Origin of the sequence: Nitrosopumilus piranensis (assembly GCF_000875775.1) — an archaeon.
Lineage (GTDB): Archaea > Thermoproteota > Nitrososphaeria > Nitrososphaerales > Nitrosopumilaceae > Nitrosopumilus > Nitrosopumilus piranensis.
The window spans coordinates 1170856-1187671 of record NZ_CP010868.1 but is presented as its reverse complement, the minus strand read 5'-3'; the positions used below and the strand labels follow the sequence as shown (position 1 = coordinate 1187671).

The 16816-nt window shown below is 30.5% G+C and carries 27 protein-coding genes; 13 read left to right on the top strand and 14 right to left on the bottom strand.

Annotated features, from left to right (window positions below; translation table 11 throughout):
* Positions 1-45 precede the first annotated feature (45 nt).
* Positions 46-822 carry an AbiV family abortive infection protein gene (locus NPIRD3C_RS07165; RefSeq protein ID WP_148703497.1) on the top strand — a complete coding sequence of 259 codons (777 nt, stop codon included), beginning with the start codon at positions 46-48 and terminating at the stop codon, positions 820-822.
* Positions 823-826: 4 nt separating this feature from the next.
* On the opposite strand, the gene NPIRD3C_RS07160 is transcribed toward NPIRD3C_RS07165, so the two are convergent.
* On the bottom strand, positions 827-1504 hold the full coding sequence (locus NPIRD3C_RS07160) for an NYN domain-containing protein (RefSeq protein WP_148703496.1): 678 nt from the start codon (positions 1502-1504) through the stop codon (positions 827-829).
* Positions 1505-1567: 63 nt separating this feature from the next.
* Between NPIRD3C_RS07160 and NPIRD3C_RS07155 the strand changes: the two genes are divergently transcribed.
* The gene (locus tag NPIRD3C_RS07155; protein ID WP_148703495.1) at positions 1568-2227 is read left to right on the top strand and encodes a hypothetical protein; all 660 of its coding nucleotides are present in this window, start codon (positions 1568-1570) and stop codon (positions 2225-2227) included.
* Positions 2228-2267: 40 nt separating this feature from the next.
* Positions 2268-2477 (top strand): hypothetical protein, encoded by a 210-nt coding sequence (locus NPIRD3C_RS07150; protein ID WP_148703494.1) that lies wholly within the window; start codon positions 2268-2270, stop codon positions 2475-2477.
* Between the two features lie 82 nt (positions 2478-2559).
* Here the strand turns inward: NPIRD3C_RS07150 and NPIRD3C_RS07145 are convergent, their stop codons facing one another.
* From NPIRD3C_RS07145 to NPIRD3C_RS07130, 4 genes are all read right to left on the bottom strand, one after another.
* Positions 2560-3051, bottom strand: coding sequence for a hypothetical protein (locus NPIRD3C_RS07145; RefSeq protein WP_148703493.1), 492 nt, complete (start codon positions 3049-3051; stop codon positions 2560-2562).
* Positions 3052-3099: 48 nt separating this feature from the next.
* Positions 3100-5136 (bottom strand): AAA family ATPase, encoded by a 2037-nt coding sequence (locus tag NPIRD3C_RS07140; protein WP_160272894.1) that lies wholly within the window; start codon positions 5134-5136, stop codon positions 3100-3102.
* 103 nt (positions 5137-5239) lie between these two features.
* The gene (locus NPIRD3C_RS07135) at positions 5240-5962 is read right to left on the bottom strand and encodes a hypothetical protein (protein WP_148703491.1); all 723 of its coding nucleotides are present in this window, start codon (positions 5960-5962) and stop codon (positions 5240-5242) included.
* Positions 5963-6038: 76 nt separating this feature from the next.
* Positions 6039-6467, bottom strand: coding sequence for a hypothetical protein (locus tag NPIRD3C_RS07130; RefSeq protein ID WP_148703490.1), 429 nt, complete (start codon positions 6465-6467; stop codon positions 6039-6041).
* Positions 6468-6694: 227 nt separating this feature from the next.
* On the opposite strand from NPIRD3C_RS07130, the gene NPIRD3C_RS07125 reads away from it, so the two are divergent.
* The 3 genes from NPIRD3C_RS07125 (at position 6695) to NPIRD3C_RS07115 (ending at position 7811) form a co-directional block, all read left to right on the top strand.
* Positions 6695-7273 carry a hypothetical protein gene (locus tag NPIRD3C_RS07125; protein ID WP_148703489.1) on the top strand — a complete coding sequence of 193 codons (579 nt, stop codon included), beginning with the start codon at positions 6695-6697 and terminating at the stop codon, positions 7271-7273.
* 71 nt (positions 7274-7344) lie between these two features.
* Positions 7345-7545, top strand: coding sequence for a hypothetical protein (locus NPIRD3C_RS07120; RefSeq protein WP_148703488.1), 201 nt, complete (start codon positions 7345-7347; stop codon positions 7543-7545).
* A gap of 35 nt (positions 7546-7580) precedes the next feature.
* On the top strand, positions 7581-7811 hold the full coding sequence (locus tag NPIRD3C_RS07115; RefSeq protein ID WP_148703487.1) for a hypothetical protein: 231 nt from the start codon (positions 7581-7583) through the stop codon (positions 7809-7811).
* A 2-nt stretch (positions 7812-7813) separates the two neighbouring features.
* Here the strand turns inward: NPIRD3C_RS07115 and NPIRD3C_RS07110 are convergent, their stop codons facing one another.
* Both NPIRD3C_RS07110 and NPIRD3C_RS07105 read right to left on the bottom strand, forming a co-directional pair.
* Positions 7814-8239: a hypothetical protein gene (locus tag NPIRD3C_RS07110; protein ID WP_148703486.1), complete on the bottom strand. Its 426-nt coding sequence runs from the start codon at positions 8237-8239 to the stop codon at positions 7814-7816.
* A gap of 83 nt (positions 8240-8322) precedes the next feature.
* The gene (locus NPIRD3C_RS07105; RefSeq protein ID WP_148703485.1) at positions 8323-8547 is read right to left on the bottom strand and encodes a hypothetical protein; all 225 of its coding nucleotides are present in this window, start codon (positions 8545-8547) and stop codon (positions 8323-8325) included.
* A gap of 114 nt (positions 8548-8661) precedes the next feature.
* Here NPIRD3C_RS07105 and NPIRD3C_RS07100 point away from each other — a divergent pair, with 114 nt between their 5' ends.
* On the top strand, positions 8662-10116 hold the full coding sequence (locus NPIRD3C_RS07100; protein WP_148703484.1) for a coiled-coil domain-containing protein: 1455 nt from the start codon (positions 8662-8664) through the stop codon (positions 10114-10116).
* On the opposite strand, the gene NPIRD3C_RS07095 is transcribed toward NPIRD3C_RS07100, so the two are convergent.
* Positions 10108-10632, bottom strand: a complete 525-nt coding sequence (locus NPIRD3C_RS07095) for an O-methyltransferase (protein ID WP_237087636.1) — start codon at positions 10630-10632, stop codon at positions 10108-10110. The genes NPIRD3C_RS07100 and NPIRD3C_RS07095 overlap by 9 nt on opposite strands.
* 193 nt (positions 10633-10825) lie before the next feature.
* Here NPIRD3C_RS07095 and NPIRD3C_RS07090 point away from each other — a divergent pair, with 193 nt between their 5' ends.
* Entirely contained in the window at positions 10826-11206 is a 381-nt protein-coding gene (locus NPIRD3C_RS07090) for a DUF6659 family protein (protein WP_148703482.1), read from the top strand.
* 33 nt (positions 11207-11239) lie between these two features.
* The gene (locus NPIRD3C_RS07085; protein WP_148703481.1) at positions 11240-11587 is read left to right on the top strand and encodes a hypothetical protein; all 348 of its coding nucleotides are present in this window, start codon (positions 11240-11242) and stop codon (positions 11585-11587) included.
* Here NPIRD3C_RS07085 and NPIRD3C_RS07080 read toward each other — a convergent pair.
* Positions 11584-11799 carry a hypothetical protein gene (locus NPIRD3C_RS07080; protein WP_237087635.1) on the bottom strand — a complete coding sequence of 72 codons (216 nt, stop codon included), beginning with the start codon at positions 11797-11799 and terminating at the stop codon, positions 11584-11586. The genes NPIRD3C_RS07085 and NPIRD3C_RS07080 overlap by 4 nt on opposite strands.
* Positions 11792-12004 (bottom strand): hypothetical protein, encoded by a 213-nt coding sequence (locus NPIRD3C_RS07075; protein WP_148703480.1) that lies wholly within the window; start codon positions 12002-12004, stop codon positions 11792-11794. The genes NPIRD3C_RS07080 and NPIRD3C_RS07075 overlap by 8 nt, the downstream gene beginning before the upstream one ends.
* Positions 12005-12147: 143 nt before the next feature.
* Between NPIRD3C_RS07075 and NPIRD3C_RS07070 the strand changes: the two genes are divergently transcribed.
* From NPIRD3C_RS07070 to NPIRD3C_RS07060, 3 genes are all read left to right on the top strand, one after another.
* Positions 12148-12330 (top strand): DUF1059 domain-containing protein, encoded by a 183-nt coding sequence (locus NPIRD3C_RS07070; protein WP_148703479.1) that lies wholly within the window; start codon positions 12148-12150, stop codon positions 12328-12330.
* A 60-nt stretch (positions 12331-12390) separates the two neighbouring features.
* Positions 12391-12555: a DegT/DnrJ/EryC1/StrS family aminotransferase gene (locus tag NPIRD3C_RS07065; RefSeq protein ID WP_342399212.1), complete on the top strand. Its 165-nt coding sequence runs from the start codon at positions 12391-12393 to the stop codon at positions 12553-12555.
* Between the two features lie 91 nt (positions 12556-12646).
* The gene (locus tag NPIRD3C_RS07060; protein WP_148703478.1) at positions 12647-12922 is read left to right on the top strand and encodes a DUF5615 family PIN-like protein; all 276 of its coding nucleotides are present in this window, start codon (positions 12647-12649) and stop codon (positions 12920-12922) included.
* Here the strand turns inward: NPIRD3C_RS07060 and NPIRD3C_RS07055 are convergent.
* Positions 12915-13481, bottom strand: a complete 567-nt coding sequence (locus tag NPIRD3C_RS07055; RefSeq protein WP_148703477.1) for a hypothetical protein — start codon at positions 13479-13481, stop codon at positions 12915-12917. The two genes, NPIRD3C_RS07060 and NPIRD3C_RS07055, sit on opposite strands and share 8 nt — an antisense overlap.
* Positions 13482-13490: 9 nt before the next feature.
* Positions 13491-13724, bottom strand: coding sequence for a hypothetical protein (locus NPIRD3C_RS07050; protein WP_148703476.1), 234 nt, complete (start codon positions 13722-13724; stop codon positions 13491-13493).
* 77 nt (positions 13725-13801) lie between these two features.
* Between NPIRD3C_RS07050 and NPIRD3C_RS07045 the strand changes: the two genes are divergently transcribed.
* A complete protein-coding gene (locus tag NPIRD3C_RS07045) occupies positions 13802-14068 on the top strand; it encodes a hypothetical protein (protein WP_148703475.1) in 267 nt (88 codons plus the stop codon).
* Positions 14069-14105: 37 nt separating this feature from the next.
* On the opposite strand, the gene NPIRD3C_RS07040 is transcribed toward NPIRD3C_RS07045, so the two are convergent.
* Both NPIRD3C_RS07040 and NPIRD3C_RS07035 read right to left on the bottom strand, forming a co-directional pair.
* The gene (locus NPIRD3C_RS07040; protein ID WP_148703474.1) at positions 14106-14921 is read right to left on the bottom strand and encodes a hypothetical protein; all 816 of its coding nucleotides are present in this window, start codon (positions 14919-14921) and stop codon (positions 14106-14108) included.
* Between the two features lie 35 nt (positions 14922-14956).
* A complete protein-coding gene (locus NPIRD3C_RS07035) occupies positions 14957-16771 on the bottom strand; it encodes a CBS domain-containing protein (RefSeq protein ID WP_148703473.1) in 1815 nt (604 codons plus the stop codon).
* Between the last annotated feature and the right edge of the window lie 45 nt (positions 16772-16816).

Here is a 16816-nt window from a genome sequence, read left to right as displayed (position 1 = left end):
ACAGTTGTCGTAAAGTTTTAGATTAATGAAATCATAGTCAAGGTTATGACTGATTTTTTGATTACATCGGATAAGATCATAAAAGGAATGAATTTTGCAATAGGCCATGCAAATTCGTTACTTATTACATCAGAAGAATTATTCAATCAAAAAAAGCATGCTGAATCTACTGCACTTGCCATTTTATCATATGAAGAGTCTGCCAAAGCTAATTGGTTACTAAGAAAACTGCAAGAAGATAATGGTGTCACTAAAAAAGATTGGAAATCCCTCCTTGATCATGACTTTAAGCTAAGCCAACTAGAAAAAGAAAACATGAAAATGATTGATGAGATGTCTGATGCTGAAATGAAAATTTATCTTGATTTTCAGCAAGAAACTGTTCAAAAAATAGCTGAAAAATCAAAAGAAGAGGCTATTTCAAAACGTAAAGACTTGCTTGAAATTTTAAAAAAATTCAACAAGATAAAGAAACTTTGTTTTTACAGTGATTGGGATGATACTGAGAAAAAATGGAAATCATTTAGAGTATTTCCTAAAGATGATCAATATGCCATGAATTACACAATAATTCATTTAGCAGAAAACTTGCTTGGACGAATCATTTTTCTCAAAGATTTACATGAGAACCCTTCAAAATCTGCGGGAATCAAAGGAGTTGTTCCTGATGTTGAAAAAAATCAGATTATTGAGTTAGAAGATCATAGTAATGACATTGAGAATAGGAAATCATTTCAAGATCTACAGGCTCATTTTGAAAATTCTAAAAAATACGAACCACTCCTAGCAAAGGGATGGATTGCATTGAAAAAATATTTCTAAAATTTTAGTTTTCATGAATAATTTTTTGGTTTAATAATTCACCTTTTACTAATTCAATTTTTTTATCAAGTGAATATTCTAACTCTTGAGAGACATGGCCTGGGAAAAATGCCCCTACAACATTTGTGCCTAAATTTTTCACAGAATTCACAATTTCTATAAAATCTGCATCTCCTGCTAGTAAAATTGGAGTGTTGTATTGCCCTTCATATGCTTTAGTTATCATGTCGATTGCAATCAGACCATCTACACCCTTTTGTCTCCATGACCAATTCTTTCTATTTTCAACACCGCCTACAGTAGATAATACATGACGTCCTAACCGTACTTCAAAAAGTTCTAAGTTTTTAATTGGCGTAACATATCTTTCTTGTTTTTCTTCTTTTTCTTGAATCATTTCTGATGACACATCTAATAGTTCTAATCCTTTGTCACTGCCATCATAATTTGATTCAGCATCTTTTACATTGGCAATACCATCATAGTAATAATTTCTAATTACATGTGCTGCAAATCTTGTATCTAATCTGCCATTATCTCGTAAATAATGTGCAAGAATTTGATAATTAATATCATCATTGTCAACTAAATTTTTGACATTTTTTCTTAGATACCCCCCATCAATAAAGATCATCATGTTATTAGCACCTGCAAATCCAGGTCCACTACTAAAACTGCCCATAATACAGAATTATTATGTAGCTCATATTTTAATGAGTTTTTATCAGAATACGTTAGTAAAATCATGAGTGAAGACATAATATCACAATTAGAAGATGCAATAAGACAACGATTCATTACTTGGACGCAAAATATTCGATTTGCATTACCTGTTTTTGTCACAAATGAAAATCAACATTATACTCCACATGCTTTTGATATTTCAGTTCCTTCTACATTGATTAGACCTGATTCAGTATCAGTTGATAAATTAGATGAGCGGGTGTTTAATAGATTACAACAAATAGAGATGGCACATTTCATAAACCATTTTCGTAGTCTGGAATTAGAACTAACATCTGAATCTAACCAAGCAAATTTGTATGATACATTAGAGCAAGCATTTACGAGTGTAAATGAAATTGAAAGACCAGATACAATTTTGATACCGCGAAACAGATTATCTGCGTTAAATGATTATATTAGAAATTTGAGAATTGGACAATCAGTAATTCTTAGAGACAATTTGAATCATGTTGTGTATGAAGGAGAATCCAATGAATTTTACATCTATAGCAGAGAAAACATTACAAAAATTTTTCCTAAAGATAAGAATCAAAGATTAATTTTAAACATTGACCATGATGAAGGATTTGTAAACCCTTCTAGATTTTGGGGACACATACAACAAGAATTAATGATTAGAAATATTGAAAATATTGCTAGAATCACAGTCAATAATTAAATTTCACAAAGTTTTACAAAATCTAAATTATCATTAATCAATGACTGTAAAAAAAGCCATAAAAATTTTGGATTGGTGGATAAACCACAAAAAGACTTCGATGGAAAAACTTCTCAAGCAGTGGAATTATGACCCAAAGAAGCCTACCAAAGTTGAAAAACTTCTCATAGATTCTACTGATACAGATGTGTATAATCTTGAAGCAATTCGAGCCCAACTTGTTCCAAAATGCCCCATCCAAAAGATATGATAGATACATTGCCTGATGGTCAAAATTGCAATTCATGCAATACTTTTGACCTCTAATTTTTTTTGAATTTGTAGGTCAGGATTTACTTTAACCAGGTTTTAACAATAGAGAATTCCCCATTAACAAATTCCATCATTGTGCCATATTCTCCTTCTTTATTATCAAGGTAATCATATTTGATTAAAACTCCCACATACAAAGGATCACCATTTTTTGATTTTTGTATTAATTCTAAAGGCAGATCGTTTATCGTTTGTTCTAATGTTTGAGTGGGTAACAAAACTCCCATCTCTAATTGTGCAGGTTTATCATACATTTTTTCTATAAAATCATCATAGATGTCTTCCGTCCAAACAACTCTTATCTTTCCATCGGTGTTAGGAATTTTTCCAAAGTTTTCATAGATGTAATTTATTTTATTCTCTGGGGTTTCTTCAAATTTTGTAATTCCAATCCATGGTCTATTGATACTTTCAAATTCTGATAGTAATGCATATGACTGAATTCCAACTGCAAAAGCAACTATAACTGTTCCAATTGCAGTTATTAACGATATTTTTTCTGTTTTATTCAATGCTAAAAGTTCTCTAATCTTGTATAATACAATTATGAGGGATTTCTATCATTTCATAATAGTGTTGACACTTGAAAATATTTTTTCAAGATTAGCAATCAATTCAGATGGAAGTTTTTCAAGATCTGTTTTTCCAAATTCTTTAGTAATTTCCAATGCAGGTTTTGTTTTGTCAAATTTTCCTAATTGATTTTTTGAAAAATATGATTCAACACGTTTTACCATCATGGGGTTATCACTTTCTAATTTAATTTCCTTCTCTCCTATGACATCTTTGTATGCTTGTTTTACAAATTTTAGATAGTAATCTTCAGGGAATATATCTTCCAAAGACATCGTAACTCCTTGTTTTTCAAGCACGTCTCCCAGTGTTAAAATTTTATTACTTTTCAAAATTTGTTCACGAACCAATTTTTCTTTTGTAATTTTACCTTCATTGTCTGAATCTAAAAGAACACCTACATTCAATTCTTGTGAAACGTAAGTTTTTGCCAAAATAATGGTTTTTGTGCCGCCTCCAGCAGGACTAAAAACAAAATTTTTGTTAAAACCTGCTTTGCCATTTGCTTCAAAAACAGCTGAAGCACTACTAAGTAACCAGAAATCAGTTAATCCTTCTACAATCATACTATTCTTTCCAATAAACATTGATTGTGCAAGATGATATCCTACAGCAGATTGTAATGGGAATAACGCATCTCTGTCTGTTGCCCAATGTTCTTTTGAAATATGTGATTCGCGTCTTGAAGATTCTTTATCTAATGTTACCGTGTGTATTGAAAATGGTTTAGTTAAGTCGAGTAAAAATGGGGAATGAGTAGTATAGATGATTTGATTTTTTTGGGATAGCTGCGGTAATGCCTTTGTTAAGAAATCTTCTTGGCCCAAAGCATGAAGAAACAATGCAGGTTCATCTAATAATAATATTGAATCTTTATGCCTTCCTTCAGACTCCACATTAAATACAACATAAAACGAAAAATACCATTGATAACCTCTACTTCTTTCTTCTAATTGTAATCTTAATCTGTCTTGCCTATTAGTTACCCATAATCTCAAAAAATTCCCATTAACTTCGATTTGCACATCATGTTCATTTTGATTCCATATGTCATCCATCTCTCTGCTAAGACTTAATGATGCTTGATTGCATAATTGAGATAAAGTATCCTTGTCCTGAATTATTCTGGGCTGACTTTTCTTTTCTTCGGAACTTAACTTTAACAGTTCAATTGCATCTAAATTAGCTAAATCTAACAATGTTTTTGCAGTAAGTTCTTGTTCTGTTAAGTCACCTGTTTTAATATCGTCAACCAACGTTTGAAGATTGATGCGGCTGTCTAGTACACCTATATTTTCGAAATAAATGAATCGTGGCAGTTTACTTATTAAGAAATTTTTTACTTCCTCCCCATTGTCAGGTTTTACATCATCTTCAATTTTTTTTAGAATTGTTTCTATTTCAGAATTATCGTGATGAGGAGAAATTGCATCTAAATGAGGTGTAACCGCGTCAATTTTTGTTTTTATCTGATCTAAAATTGATTGTTTTCTAACGTTTAGATCATCTTCTAATCCCTCGCCTATTTGCTCAATAGAACTTAAAACATTGTTGACTAATGCTTCACCATTTTCAAATGTAGTTACATTAATCCCTTCAATTATGGATTTGATTGGTTGAATATATTCAACATTGAATTTTGAATAAGGAATTGCAAGTTGGTCATTTTCTTCAAAATGACAAATTAAATCCATATTCTTTTTTCTACTAAAAGAAATTTCTTGCAAATTCCCATAATTTTCATCTATTTCTTTTATTTCGTCTCTTTCTGCCTTCTCTATAGAAAATGTGGCAGTAATAAAAATTTCATTTTCATCAAAATTTCTAAAATGCCAGACAGGTTGTTCGGTCAACCTATTGAATTTTGTATCAGCTTTATTGTTTAATTTTCTTAATGCACGTAAAGCATTAGTTTTTCCACTTTCATTAATTCCTACAAAGGTAGTAATTTTCTCATCTACAGGTATTTCTCCTGAATCCTCTATTGAACGATAACGAAATATTCTAAATTTTATTAATCTCAAACAGACATTCTGTGTACAAGGAATACTAAAAGGTATTGTAATCATAATCTAATATGAATATATGAAAAATTATTTTTATAACATAGAAATTTTTTTAGGATAATTAATTTTTTGTAGTAATCCATTTTTCAAAATATTTGTTTAAAACAAAAATAAACAAAGTAATCAAACCCCCATAAATCATGGCTGATAACATATCTGAATAGAGGTTATATGCAGGACCTGGGGGTGCAAGATACCATCCAGAAGGTCTATCGTCTTCACATCCTAATTCAAAATTATTGTCAGCTACAAATAATGCTATTGAGGCCCAAAAGAACAAAACTAATGTTCTCATCCCTCTTTGTTTTTTTATTGAGTTTCGGATTTCGTATTTTCTACTTTGTTTAAGGATCAATACCCAAATTGGACCAACTAACAAAAGAACATATTCGATATCCCCAAAAGAATTATCTGAAATTTCAGCTAATGCTTCACAAGGAACTTGTAATTCAGGAACAAATTCTGTAAAAGGAACTATTGCTAAAAATGCTTCTGAAGTAGATATTCCTAACACATACCAAACAAAACCAGTAATGACGGTACTGAGAAGAAAAAAACCAAGAATGTCTTTTTTTGTGTTTGAATCTATTATTTTTACTAAACCCTTTTTTGGCCAATCATAAATTAAATTTTCTAAATTTATTGAAATGTATTCTCTAGTAATAATCCACACAATAAAAAATACAAAATAAGTCAAAACAGGAATTAAAAAAAGATGATGGATTCTAACGTTTTCTACAATTTGATACATCATAAAAGAATTATCTTGAAAGTCAGTTGTCAATAGAAAATACATTATAATGAAACTTAGTATACAAATTCCCCCGCTAATCAAAAATTGTTTTTTATTGTCCATTCTCTCAAATATTTTTAAAATAATTTAAACAAATTGGAATAGAATAATTTGTTGTTTGTTCATTAATATTTGTAATATTTCCTAACCATGTTCTTTTTTTATCGGCATTAAGATCAATCTGCCTTGTCATCTCTGAGAACTTGCCAATCCCCTCAATATTGTCTTGAATAATTGATGAACGTAATTGTCCTGCACGTAATACTTTGAATTTGTAAAACAATTTTCCATCCTTTTCTATGGTATCTAGATGTTCAATCTCTTTACTTCCAAGTTTTCCAATTCCTCTTTGCTTCCACTTTCCATTGAATCTGTAAAACCCGTTCTGCAAGACAAACACATCATCAGCTTTTTCTTCTAAGGAAAACTCGCCTAGTTTTTCTGAATCTATATCCAATGTAATAGTGGTACATACAGTATCTGTTGCAAATGACATTAATCACCTCCAATGCCGTTTTTTTATGACAAAATCATGAGACATGTATCTAAAACAGGGTTGAACATATTGCCTGTCTTGTTATCTGTTGTTTGTGCAGTTTTGACGTACATTAAGTTTAGAATAACTTTGATGGGCAATTCAAGAGGATATTTTGAATTATATGCACTTCGATTTGAGAAATTGTTTAATAGTTGACCTACTAATATAAGGTTGACCTAGATACAATGAGTCAATTTGAGCCTCCACTGAGAAAATATGAGCGTGAAAGAATTCTACTAGAGAATATCCAAGAAAACCCAAACTTGCACCATAATGCCCTCATAAAACTAATTGTTCCAAAATTTATGGCAAAATCAACCTTTGAGAAAACCAGAGATTCGTTAATTGACAAAGAAATCATTTTTGTGACCTCAAAAAGTAATATGAAATTTTATCATCTTACTGAAAATTACGACCATAAATCATCTCAGCATATAGAGCAAACAACAAACAACTCTTTTCATGATGTAAAATCTCAGGTCAATCGATTAGAAACTGATTTTCCACATAAGGATATAGATGAAAAAATTATTCTTGCAAATTCTCTTTTAAGACTATTACTTCAAACAGATAATGGGTTTACTATTTTAGATTCTGTAAAAAACCCCAAAAAAACATTGTATCGCGACGAACATTTAACAATTCAACAGTTAATTTTCAAGGTCTTTGAGATTATTCGAAACGATAAAGATTCTGAACTGTTACTTCCTACTGTTCTTAGTTTCTTAGGAATAATAGTCCCAAAGTACTCATTAGATAAATAGTCTATTCTCTAGTTATTTATTCAGGTTCATTTTAGATTGGAATGATGGGGTTACTGTACACCAAATTTTATATGGATTTTGATGAAAGTGATTGGAATCAGATTTCAAATGATCCAATTGTTTTTCAAACCAAAAAGGAAAATGTAACATTAGAGATTGATGATGCGTCCCACAATTTTTACAAATTAAATTTTAAAAAAGGTGGTAAAATTCAGATGTTCCGTGTAACTGGAAGATTTAGACTAACTTGGGATGATGATGATGTACTATGACTAAAATTATAATGGGTTTTCTCTAAATTATTTACATGTCATTGAATGAGAAAATTTCTAAAATTTTAGAAAATTTTGAAAATACCTCTTCAGATGAGATAATCGCTGTTTTAAAGCAAATTCAGCCTCAGTTTAAGAGTACTTTAACATCTGAATACCTTGATGGAAAAATTCAGAAAATTTTGGATGCAAAAGATGAATCAGAAAAAATGAAGCAGTGTAAAGCATTAACTCCATATCTTGATTGGTATCTTCAAGGCCTCTAAAATTACTCTGAATATTCTTTTATTTTATTTATGGCATTTTTAATAACTTCTAAATCATTTTTTGCCTCTACCATGTCGCCAACCAATTTTACAAAATATTCATGTCCTGTATCTTGAGCTTTGTGAATATCTGATTCATAACACCTAAGTGCTTTTTCAAAAAATGGAATTTCATCACTTAAACTTTTTACTGTTTGGATGTCATCCATACTGTTTTGAATTTTTTTAATTACCTCATCAATTTTTGGAACTGTTTTCATTGCTTGTTGATTTAATACTGATGCAAACATTGCAGCTGAATCTTTTAACTCGGGACTATTTGCGATAGTTCTTAATCTTTTTCGATAATGTTTTAATGATTTTAGTAGGATTTCATAACCTCCTTCATCCTTTAGGAAAATTGCACCAATCCATATTTTTTCAGACATTTACAAATTTTTGACACAAGTACAATAATTAAGTTGTCACTTGTTGTATCTGATTTTATCAGTTGAATGCTGAACTGATTTTTTTATGATTCAAAATTTTCTTGTATGGGTGGCTGATTTCTACTAATTAGATATAACAATACCCCAGCTACGGTGACGCCTATGCCACTTAGACCCACAAATGTACCAATATTTTTAATCAATCTCAAAATAGGCTCCGTTTGACCTAACTCTATTGAGTAAAACATGATTAATCCGACCAAAAACATTCCTCCGCCTATGGAGATCATAGGGATCCCTGCTTTCATAATTTAATGCAGATTTTCTAATTAATAAATCACCTAAAATTTATGCATGTGTAAATTATTTTTAAAAAGTTATTTTTACTAGACTAGGACAAATTAACTAAAGACGAAGAAGATATGTCGCAATTGACTCTTTCACAGACAATAGAAAATGTACAAGGCTTAATTGATTCTGGCAATGGCGATTCTGGAAGATTGCATCATATCCTAGAATATCTAAAAAATAATCGTCCACTATACCATTCTGATCAAAAGTATCTTGAAAAAAAACTTGATTCACCAATAACTCTGGAAGATGAAGTGGAAACCAAAACAGAAAATAATGTTTTACCAAAAATTAAAGAATTAATTGATTCTGGAAAAGGTGATCCAGGTAGACTGCAACATATTTTTGATATGATTGCAAATAACAAAACTTTGTATCACTCTGATGCTGTATATTTAGAATCAAAACTAAACAAAGCTTATTACCCAAAACAACTAGAACCTGAAACTAGAGAAGTAAAACAGACCCCCCAAATTTCAACACTTCTACGTGAACCTCTTAAACCTAAACCAATTCCTAGAGGAACATTGCCAAAAGGGTGGAACTCTCCAAGTAATTCTGCTGAAATGGAAAATATTTCAAAAAATATACTGGTTGAAGAAGAGAAAATTGAAAAACAAAAAAAGGTTTCAAATGAAATTAACGAACATCGCTCAAAATTAACTCAATTAATGTCTCATAGAAAAGAGTATGAACAAAAAGTTACTCAAGAAAAGCAAGCACTAGAAAACCAAATACAAGAAGAAAGACTAAAAATTGAGAATCAAACAAAATTATCTAAAGAAATTATTGCTCAAAAAGAAGAACTTGAAAAAGTAAAAAAAGAAAGAGCAAAAATTATTAAAAATATTAATTCTGAAAAATCTAAAATCTCAAAAGAGTTAGAAAAACAGAAAAAACAACTAGTTCAAGCACAGTTGGAGCAAGAGGCAATAGAAAAACAGGTGCAAACTGAACAATCTTTACTAACTAAAATGATTGAGGAACAAAAATCACGTTTACTAGAACAAGCTTCTATTGCAAATGAAATTAAATTAAAACAAAATGACTTGGAAAAAACTAAAAAAGATTATGAGTTTATTGTTTCGCAAGTAAATGAAGAGAAAGCAAAATTTGCTGAATCTGAAAAATTAAAAAATTTAATAAAATCTCAGGAAGAAGATCTAATAAAATCAAAGGAAGCCCGTCTTAATTTGATAAACACTATATCTAAAGAAAAAGAACTGATTGCTAAGAAAACTAAAGAAGAAAATAAACGATTAAAGTCTCAAGAAAGTTTCGTAAGACAACTCAAAAAAGAAGAAAAACTCTATGAATCCCTTAAAAAGAAACGTGAAAAGACAGAACAGCAAATTAAATTAAAAAATAAAAAATTAAAAGAAAAACAACAAAAATTAAAACAGCAGATTTCTGAAAAAAATAAAAAATTAAAATCATTAAATGTAAAAACACCTAAATCTACTACAAAAACTCCAAAAAAGAAAACTAAATCTACAAAAAGTACTAAAAAGAAAAAATCACTTTAATTTTATTGTAATCTCCTCGCCATTTCCTATGGGTGATGTTATTGTTCTAACATTTTGGTTTGATTGTATGTGTTGTGAATATTTTTTCATATCTTCTTGATATTTTTCAGGATATAACATATTATCAGTGACAATAACCCCCCCAATTGATACTAATGGCAAAATCATGTCAAAATATTCTATTACATTTTCCTTATCTGCATCAATTAATACAAAATCAAAAAAGTTCTGATATTTTTTTTGTAATCTAAAACTTCTTAGTATTTCCATTGCAAATCCCTCTTGAATTGTTATAATGTCTGAAACATTTGCATTTTGAAAATTTTCTTTTGCCCTTTTGATTTTTTCTGGGTTTTGTTCTATGGTGATGATTTTTCCACCATTTTCAATAATTGCCTCTGCACACCATATTGTGGAATATCCGACGGACATCCCAACCTCTAAAGCGTTCTTTACATTTTTTAATCGAATTATCATATTGAGAAGCTCACCTGTCTCTTTTGTTATTGCTAACATTCTCTCATTTGCAGGAACATCTATCTTTCTAGTTTTTTCTAATTTTGATTGCTCTTCTAATTTTTTAAGTACTGAAAAAATTGAAGTTGTATTTTTTCTATATATTAAAAAAATTCTCCTCCATCATTAGTTATTCTAAGATCTTGCATTATTTTTATTAGATTATATTTGCCAAATAATTTTTCTTATCTATATGGCAGCAAAAAAGAAAATTGATCTGCTTGAAATTGTTCAAAAAATCATAAACTTAGACTCTAAAATGAGATTTGCAGCAATAATTGATCCTAAAGGCAATATTCGAGAGGCTATCATGAAAACTGGTAAAACTAGTCTAAAATCCCAAAGGGAGGAAGAACATTTTTGCAAGCAAGTTGCACAAAGACGTTCTATGAGAAAGGAATTTGATAAATCTCTTGGTAAGGTAAGATATGTCCATGTTGAACGGGAAAAAGTTTCTCAAATGGTAGTGTATGCAAGAAGAAACATTATCTATTTTACAATGGAGCCTGAAATGCCAATAAATACAAAAATTAGATTAATTACAAAAATTAAAAAATTCACAACAGATCTTTAGGCTCTGTCTAGTTATTTTGTTTCCAAAGTTATCATGACTTTTAAAAAATATCTTGGTGATTCAAAGATGTTTGAATATGACAAGCATTTTAGAGATTGCCAGCAGCTCCACCAGCCGTTTATCAAAGCAAAAATAAATCCACAACATGGAAATTATTTTATCCAAATTGATTTGGTAACTTGTAATTACAAATTTTCAAAGAACGATCATAGTGCAGTTCAAAAAATGGTTGAAAGTGAAAATAATTTTTTAAAATCAATTTCTGAGCCTGAAATACAAGGATACAACATAACTTCTGATCTAGCCTGGTTTGATGGTGTTTCAAAAAATAATGTTGATTTTTTTTGTAATTGCCTATATGATTTGACTCAAAATGACTAGAATCTAATTAAATTTTTTAATATTTTATCTATGACTTTTAGTTCTTGTTTTCTTTCTTTAATCGTTGTTTCATTCCATTGCTTTGCAAATTCAGATTGCTGATCTAATTTTTCTAGTTCGTTGATATACTTTACAAGATGTATCTTGTATTCGTGCAATAAATCCAAATGTTTATTATGATTTTTTTCTGTCGGCGTAGTCATTTTACTCATTAATAATGTCTGGAAACATTTCCTTAATTCTCATTTTATCTTTTTCCATGGCCTCGATTCTCTTTTCAAGATGGTTTTTGATCACTGGGTCTTCTTCATCCTGCATCTCTTCTTTAATATCTGAAATCGTTTTTGTCAATGATTTGTAATATTCAATATGATTCTTCTTTGATTCTTCTGATGTGTCTTCTTCTTTTATATCCACAAAATGGTCTATTTCCTGTGAAATAAGTATTTGATGTTTGTAATTTCTTATTTACTTACGTTCATACAAATTTATTCAAAATATTAAACAAATTTTTGAATTTTTTAATCTCTGTTTTTATTCTAGCAATTTGATTACTTCGTATGGTTTCCATAAGATGTGATGATTGTGGCTTTGATTGTGACTACTCAGTAAGTGGTGACTTGGAACAAGTTGTTTTTGCCTATTGGAATCATATGGCTAATGAGCATGGAATAGAATATTCTCCTGAAACCCTAGGACGCTATGTTAAGAAGAAAATTCCTCAATCCGTACATGCTAGTTGATAAATTAAAACTTTAGGTGGGATAAAGTTTGAAAATAAATTTTACAATACATAACATGCCATTTTCGTTAGATTCCATAAAATCCCTATTTACAACATAAAATCAAAATTAACAAATACTGATTGGGCATCAAAACACGTTTTGTCATTACCTATTCATCCAAATGTATCTACCAAAAACATTGAATATATTGCAAAAACTGTGCGTGATTTAGTACATGAATAGCCTTGGAAATCTAATTGGAGAGATATGTAAGGTTGTTCTGCCTATCCTAGAATAATTTTACACTAATATTGAAATGTAATTCAGATATTGTATGAAAATTCTTGTAGATGAAAACTTGGATGGAATGGATGAACGCCTAAAAGAACATGGATATGATGCGCAAAGTGTACGAAAATTAAAAATGACTGGAAAAAAACTCGGTTCAGATTATTCTATAATTAATTATGCGCGTGAAAATAATATGATAATTGTTACCAAAGATACAGAATTTAGAATAGCAAGCGAAGAAAATAATTTTCCATTGATCTTACTTGATGATGAAGAAATTCTTAAAGTAATTATTGAAAAACTAAAAGATTTTAATTAATATTTTTTGAATCAATGTTTGAAATTCTCAAATTTGCTAAAATTTCATTAAGAAATACGTCTTCAGGCTGTTGTGAAATACAGGTCATAATTGCTTGCCAGCAATCATCAATTTGTCTATTTATTTGAGGGAACATTTTGTCTTTTCTAAATGTTGGGTAAAACGATAATAATGTCATGATTCCGTCAGTTGATTGTACTATTTGGATTAGATGAATAATTGATCTTAGTCTTTCATGAAATGAAAGATTTTCTGCTTTACTAATTAATTGAAAATTGCTTATTTCGTCAAAAATTGTTTTTACTTCTTTATGTAAATTTTTTAATTGATTGTTTACTGACTCATATAGATTAACTAATTCGTATTCGATATGTGATCTACTGTGAACCTGTTTTTCGATATCTCCAGATTCTACCAGGGCGCTAATTTCTCTATACACTGTTTTTTCATTTCCTACTTTCTTCATCACTTTTTTTGCTAATTCTGTGCCTCTGATTTTCCCATTTTTATTTAAAATTCTAATGATTTCTGTTCTAATGATTTCTGAATTTTTATCCATCTATTTTCACTATTCTTGATATTTCTCTATGACCTTTTTCTCCCCAATCTCACTAATCTCTTTTGCTAGTTGTTCTAAGATTTCTATTCCTTTTTTGATTGGTTCTTTTGGTAGGTTTTTGTATTCTAACTTTTGTTTTAACACCAACTTTTCATTATTAACAAAACTAATCAAACTAACATTTTCTCCCATGTTTAGATTAACAAAAAAATCTACATATTCTGAAATACTACTAATTCCCATGCTGATTCACTTTTCTACTCATATTTGTTTGAAGCACCTTAAATTAGATTAAAATAATTTCATAATGTCAGAATAATATGGATCGATGTGATAGACGTGTTCGGGCATACAAGAACGGAAAAACACTTGAAGAGTGTAAAGAAATTGTAGAGTCATTAAATCCTGATTTTAAATCAAAGATTGAGAAAAATGGGAAAGTATTGTGGACTGAAATTTTAGAACAAGTAGATCATGACGAACTAATTTACAAACTAACTCTCAAATATTTACGTCGTGATGGCTATGATATTGGAAATTGGAAAAGACCTCATGTGAAAAAATTCAATCACTGGTTTCAATCTTAAATTTTACTTTGGTTCTTTAGAATATCTTTGAATTAACTCATAGAATTTTACAGCTTCCATCTGGGTTTCGTAATTTTCTTGCCATGATGTATGGTGTAACCAAAAGAATTGGTATTGATATTGCAATTAGTGCTGTCTGTAATTGAGCTAGTGCAATGGATAATGCTATTCCACTTGCTGTTCCAATAAACACTGAGAAAAAGGTACCTGCACAAGTAGGACATGCAATGAATGCACCTGCAATGGCACCTATCCCACTCATTCCACTTCCTTTTTTAGAAAATGTATATGCATTAATAGCAATTGATGTGTTTAGTGCAACTAGATATGAAACAATAATTTGAAGTACCAAGTTAATTGGAATTATTTGTAATCCTACATGCTCAGTAAGATAAATGATGATTTTTGGCATATAGCCTATATCTCCGCAACAAGGGGCAACAAATCCTGAGGGTATTTCTGCGCCATAATGTATTGAAAAACTAACTTCTGGTTGATATACTAGTGTTCCCGATACAAGAGAGAAAAATATTCCATAGCCTATGAATGTTGCAATGAATATTTTTTTTGATTTGGAATTCCATGCAACTAGTGCAATTATTGTTGAAATGTTTTTTTCATTATTTTGTATCTTGCCTTTGTGATATCTATACAAACCAAAAGCAATTGCACCAAATGATGCTAGTAAAGTAATGTAAAATCCATATGCAATTCTTTGAATTGAGTCAATTGCACTTGGTGTTAGTAGTTCAGGATCTTGATATCTACCATAAATGATAAACAAAAGTGCAATTGTGACAAATCCTAGGACAATTAGTTTTTTGCCTTTATTGATTGAATTTGTCTGCTTCATGATGTTTTGTTTTTTCTATGAAATTAAATTCTATCTTAACTAAGTCTGGGCACAAAAATGTATATGATTGCAATTATTTCCAACCTTCCAAATATCATCAAAAATGCTAAAACAATCTTTGTAGCTGGGTCTGTATCAAAATCTATGACTCCTGCAGATAGTCCTCCAGTAGTAATTACACCTGCTGCTTCAAAAAATGCATCTTGAAATGGTACATTTTCACTTTCTGCAAGGTGTAATCCTGTAATTGCAGATATTGTTGGAAATAATGCTATGATTATTAGCGTAGATATTACCTCCTTCTTTGTTTGAGTTGGGAGTTCATTTCTTTTTATGCTACTGAAAAATGATCTACAATTTCTAAGATGGAATAATCTGAAAATTTTTAGACCTCCTGCAGTTGAAAATCCACAACCTCCAATGAACATCAAAATTATCAATATTGAATGTGCAACTCCATTTAGCCCTGCTAAACTTTGGAGTTGAAGACCTGCTGTTGTGCTAGCTGATACTGAATAAAATGCACTCTCTAATGGTTCTAGTCCACTTATTCCAATAAATAATACTGTGGCGCCACTTAATATTGCAAAATATGTGAGAACCTCTTTTCCTAATTTTGGTGCAAGGAATTTTTTTCTTACAAATGCATAGTGGAATGTAAATGGTAATGCGCCAAGTATCATTGCTCCCATCAAGATTACTTGTTCTTGCCACCCTAAGTTCTCAACAATTGTAGATGATGGAACAAATCCTCCTGTCGCAAGTGTACTCATAGCTAATGAGAAATCATCAAGTAGATTGTCTTGTCCAAAGAAATACAACAACATTGCAACAATTATGATGTATACTGCAAAGATTACAGTAATTGTTGAGAAAAGCTCCTTCATATGTAGTGTTCTTCCTGAGATAAAGCCACGCATTGATTGCAATTTTGATTCTGGATAAAATGCTGTAATTACCAAATAAATGAAACTCATTCCTCCGATGAGTTGTGTATAGCTACGATAAAAGGTAAAACTCTGAGTAAGATTTTCAGGCTCATCAAATAGTGATATTCCTCCTGTGGTAAATCCTGCAGCACTTGAAAAGAACGCATTTCCAAATACCTCTACATTGGTCTCATCACTTGGCAAAACATACAGATATGGAACAGTTCCAAACAGAGACAGCAAAAACAGGCTTGAAAAGACCAATATTGACGCCTGTTGTAGGTTTAAACTAGATTTCTCGCCATAAGAATTAAGAAAGAAACCTGTCACTAACAACAAAACAGTTGTAAGATAAATTCCTGTGGCAGTTGTTGTATCTTCTAAAATTGTTGCAACTATAGCTGGGACAAGTAATAGAACTCCTGCAAATTGTAAAACAAACCCTAGATTTCCAAGTACTGCTTTTACTGGAGGGCTCAATAATCGAGGTTCAGCAGCAGTTGCATCTCTGATAACATTTGCAATTGTAGTTTGAAAAATCATCCCTACAACTTCGTTCTTTTTTGTTAAAATTGGTAATTTTCTAATGTTGTTGTCTCTCATTTTGTGTAATGCATCTTGTAATGTAGCTTTTTCATTTATTGTGACAAGTGGTGTACTCATAATGTCTTTTAATTTTGTCGCTTCTGCATAGACTGTAACATCACTTACTTTACTTAGAATATCCTCATCTGTGACAATTCCAACTGGCACTCTGTTTTCATCTGTAATGATGATGTCATCTGTTTCATAATGTCGTAGCATCCTTGCTGCTTCCCTGGTTAGAGTATTCTGGCTTAGAATCAAAACATCCTTGTCCATGTATTCTGTAACGTACTTGTTTAGTACATACGAAACAGCTCGTTCTGGATTACTTGACATTAAGCTACCCTTAGTTAGGGATTTTAAATAATTTGGGATTGGGCT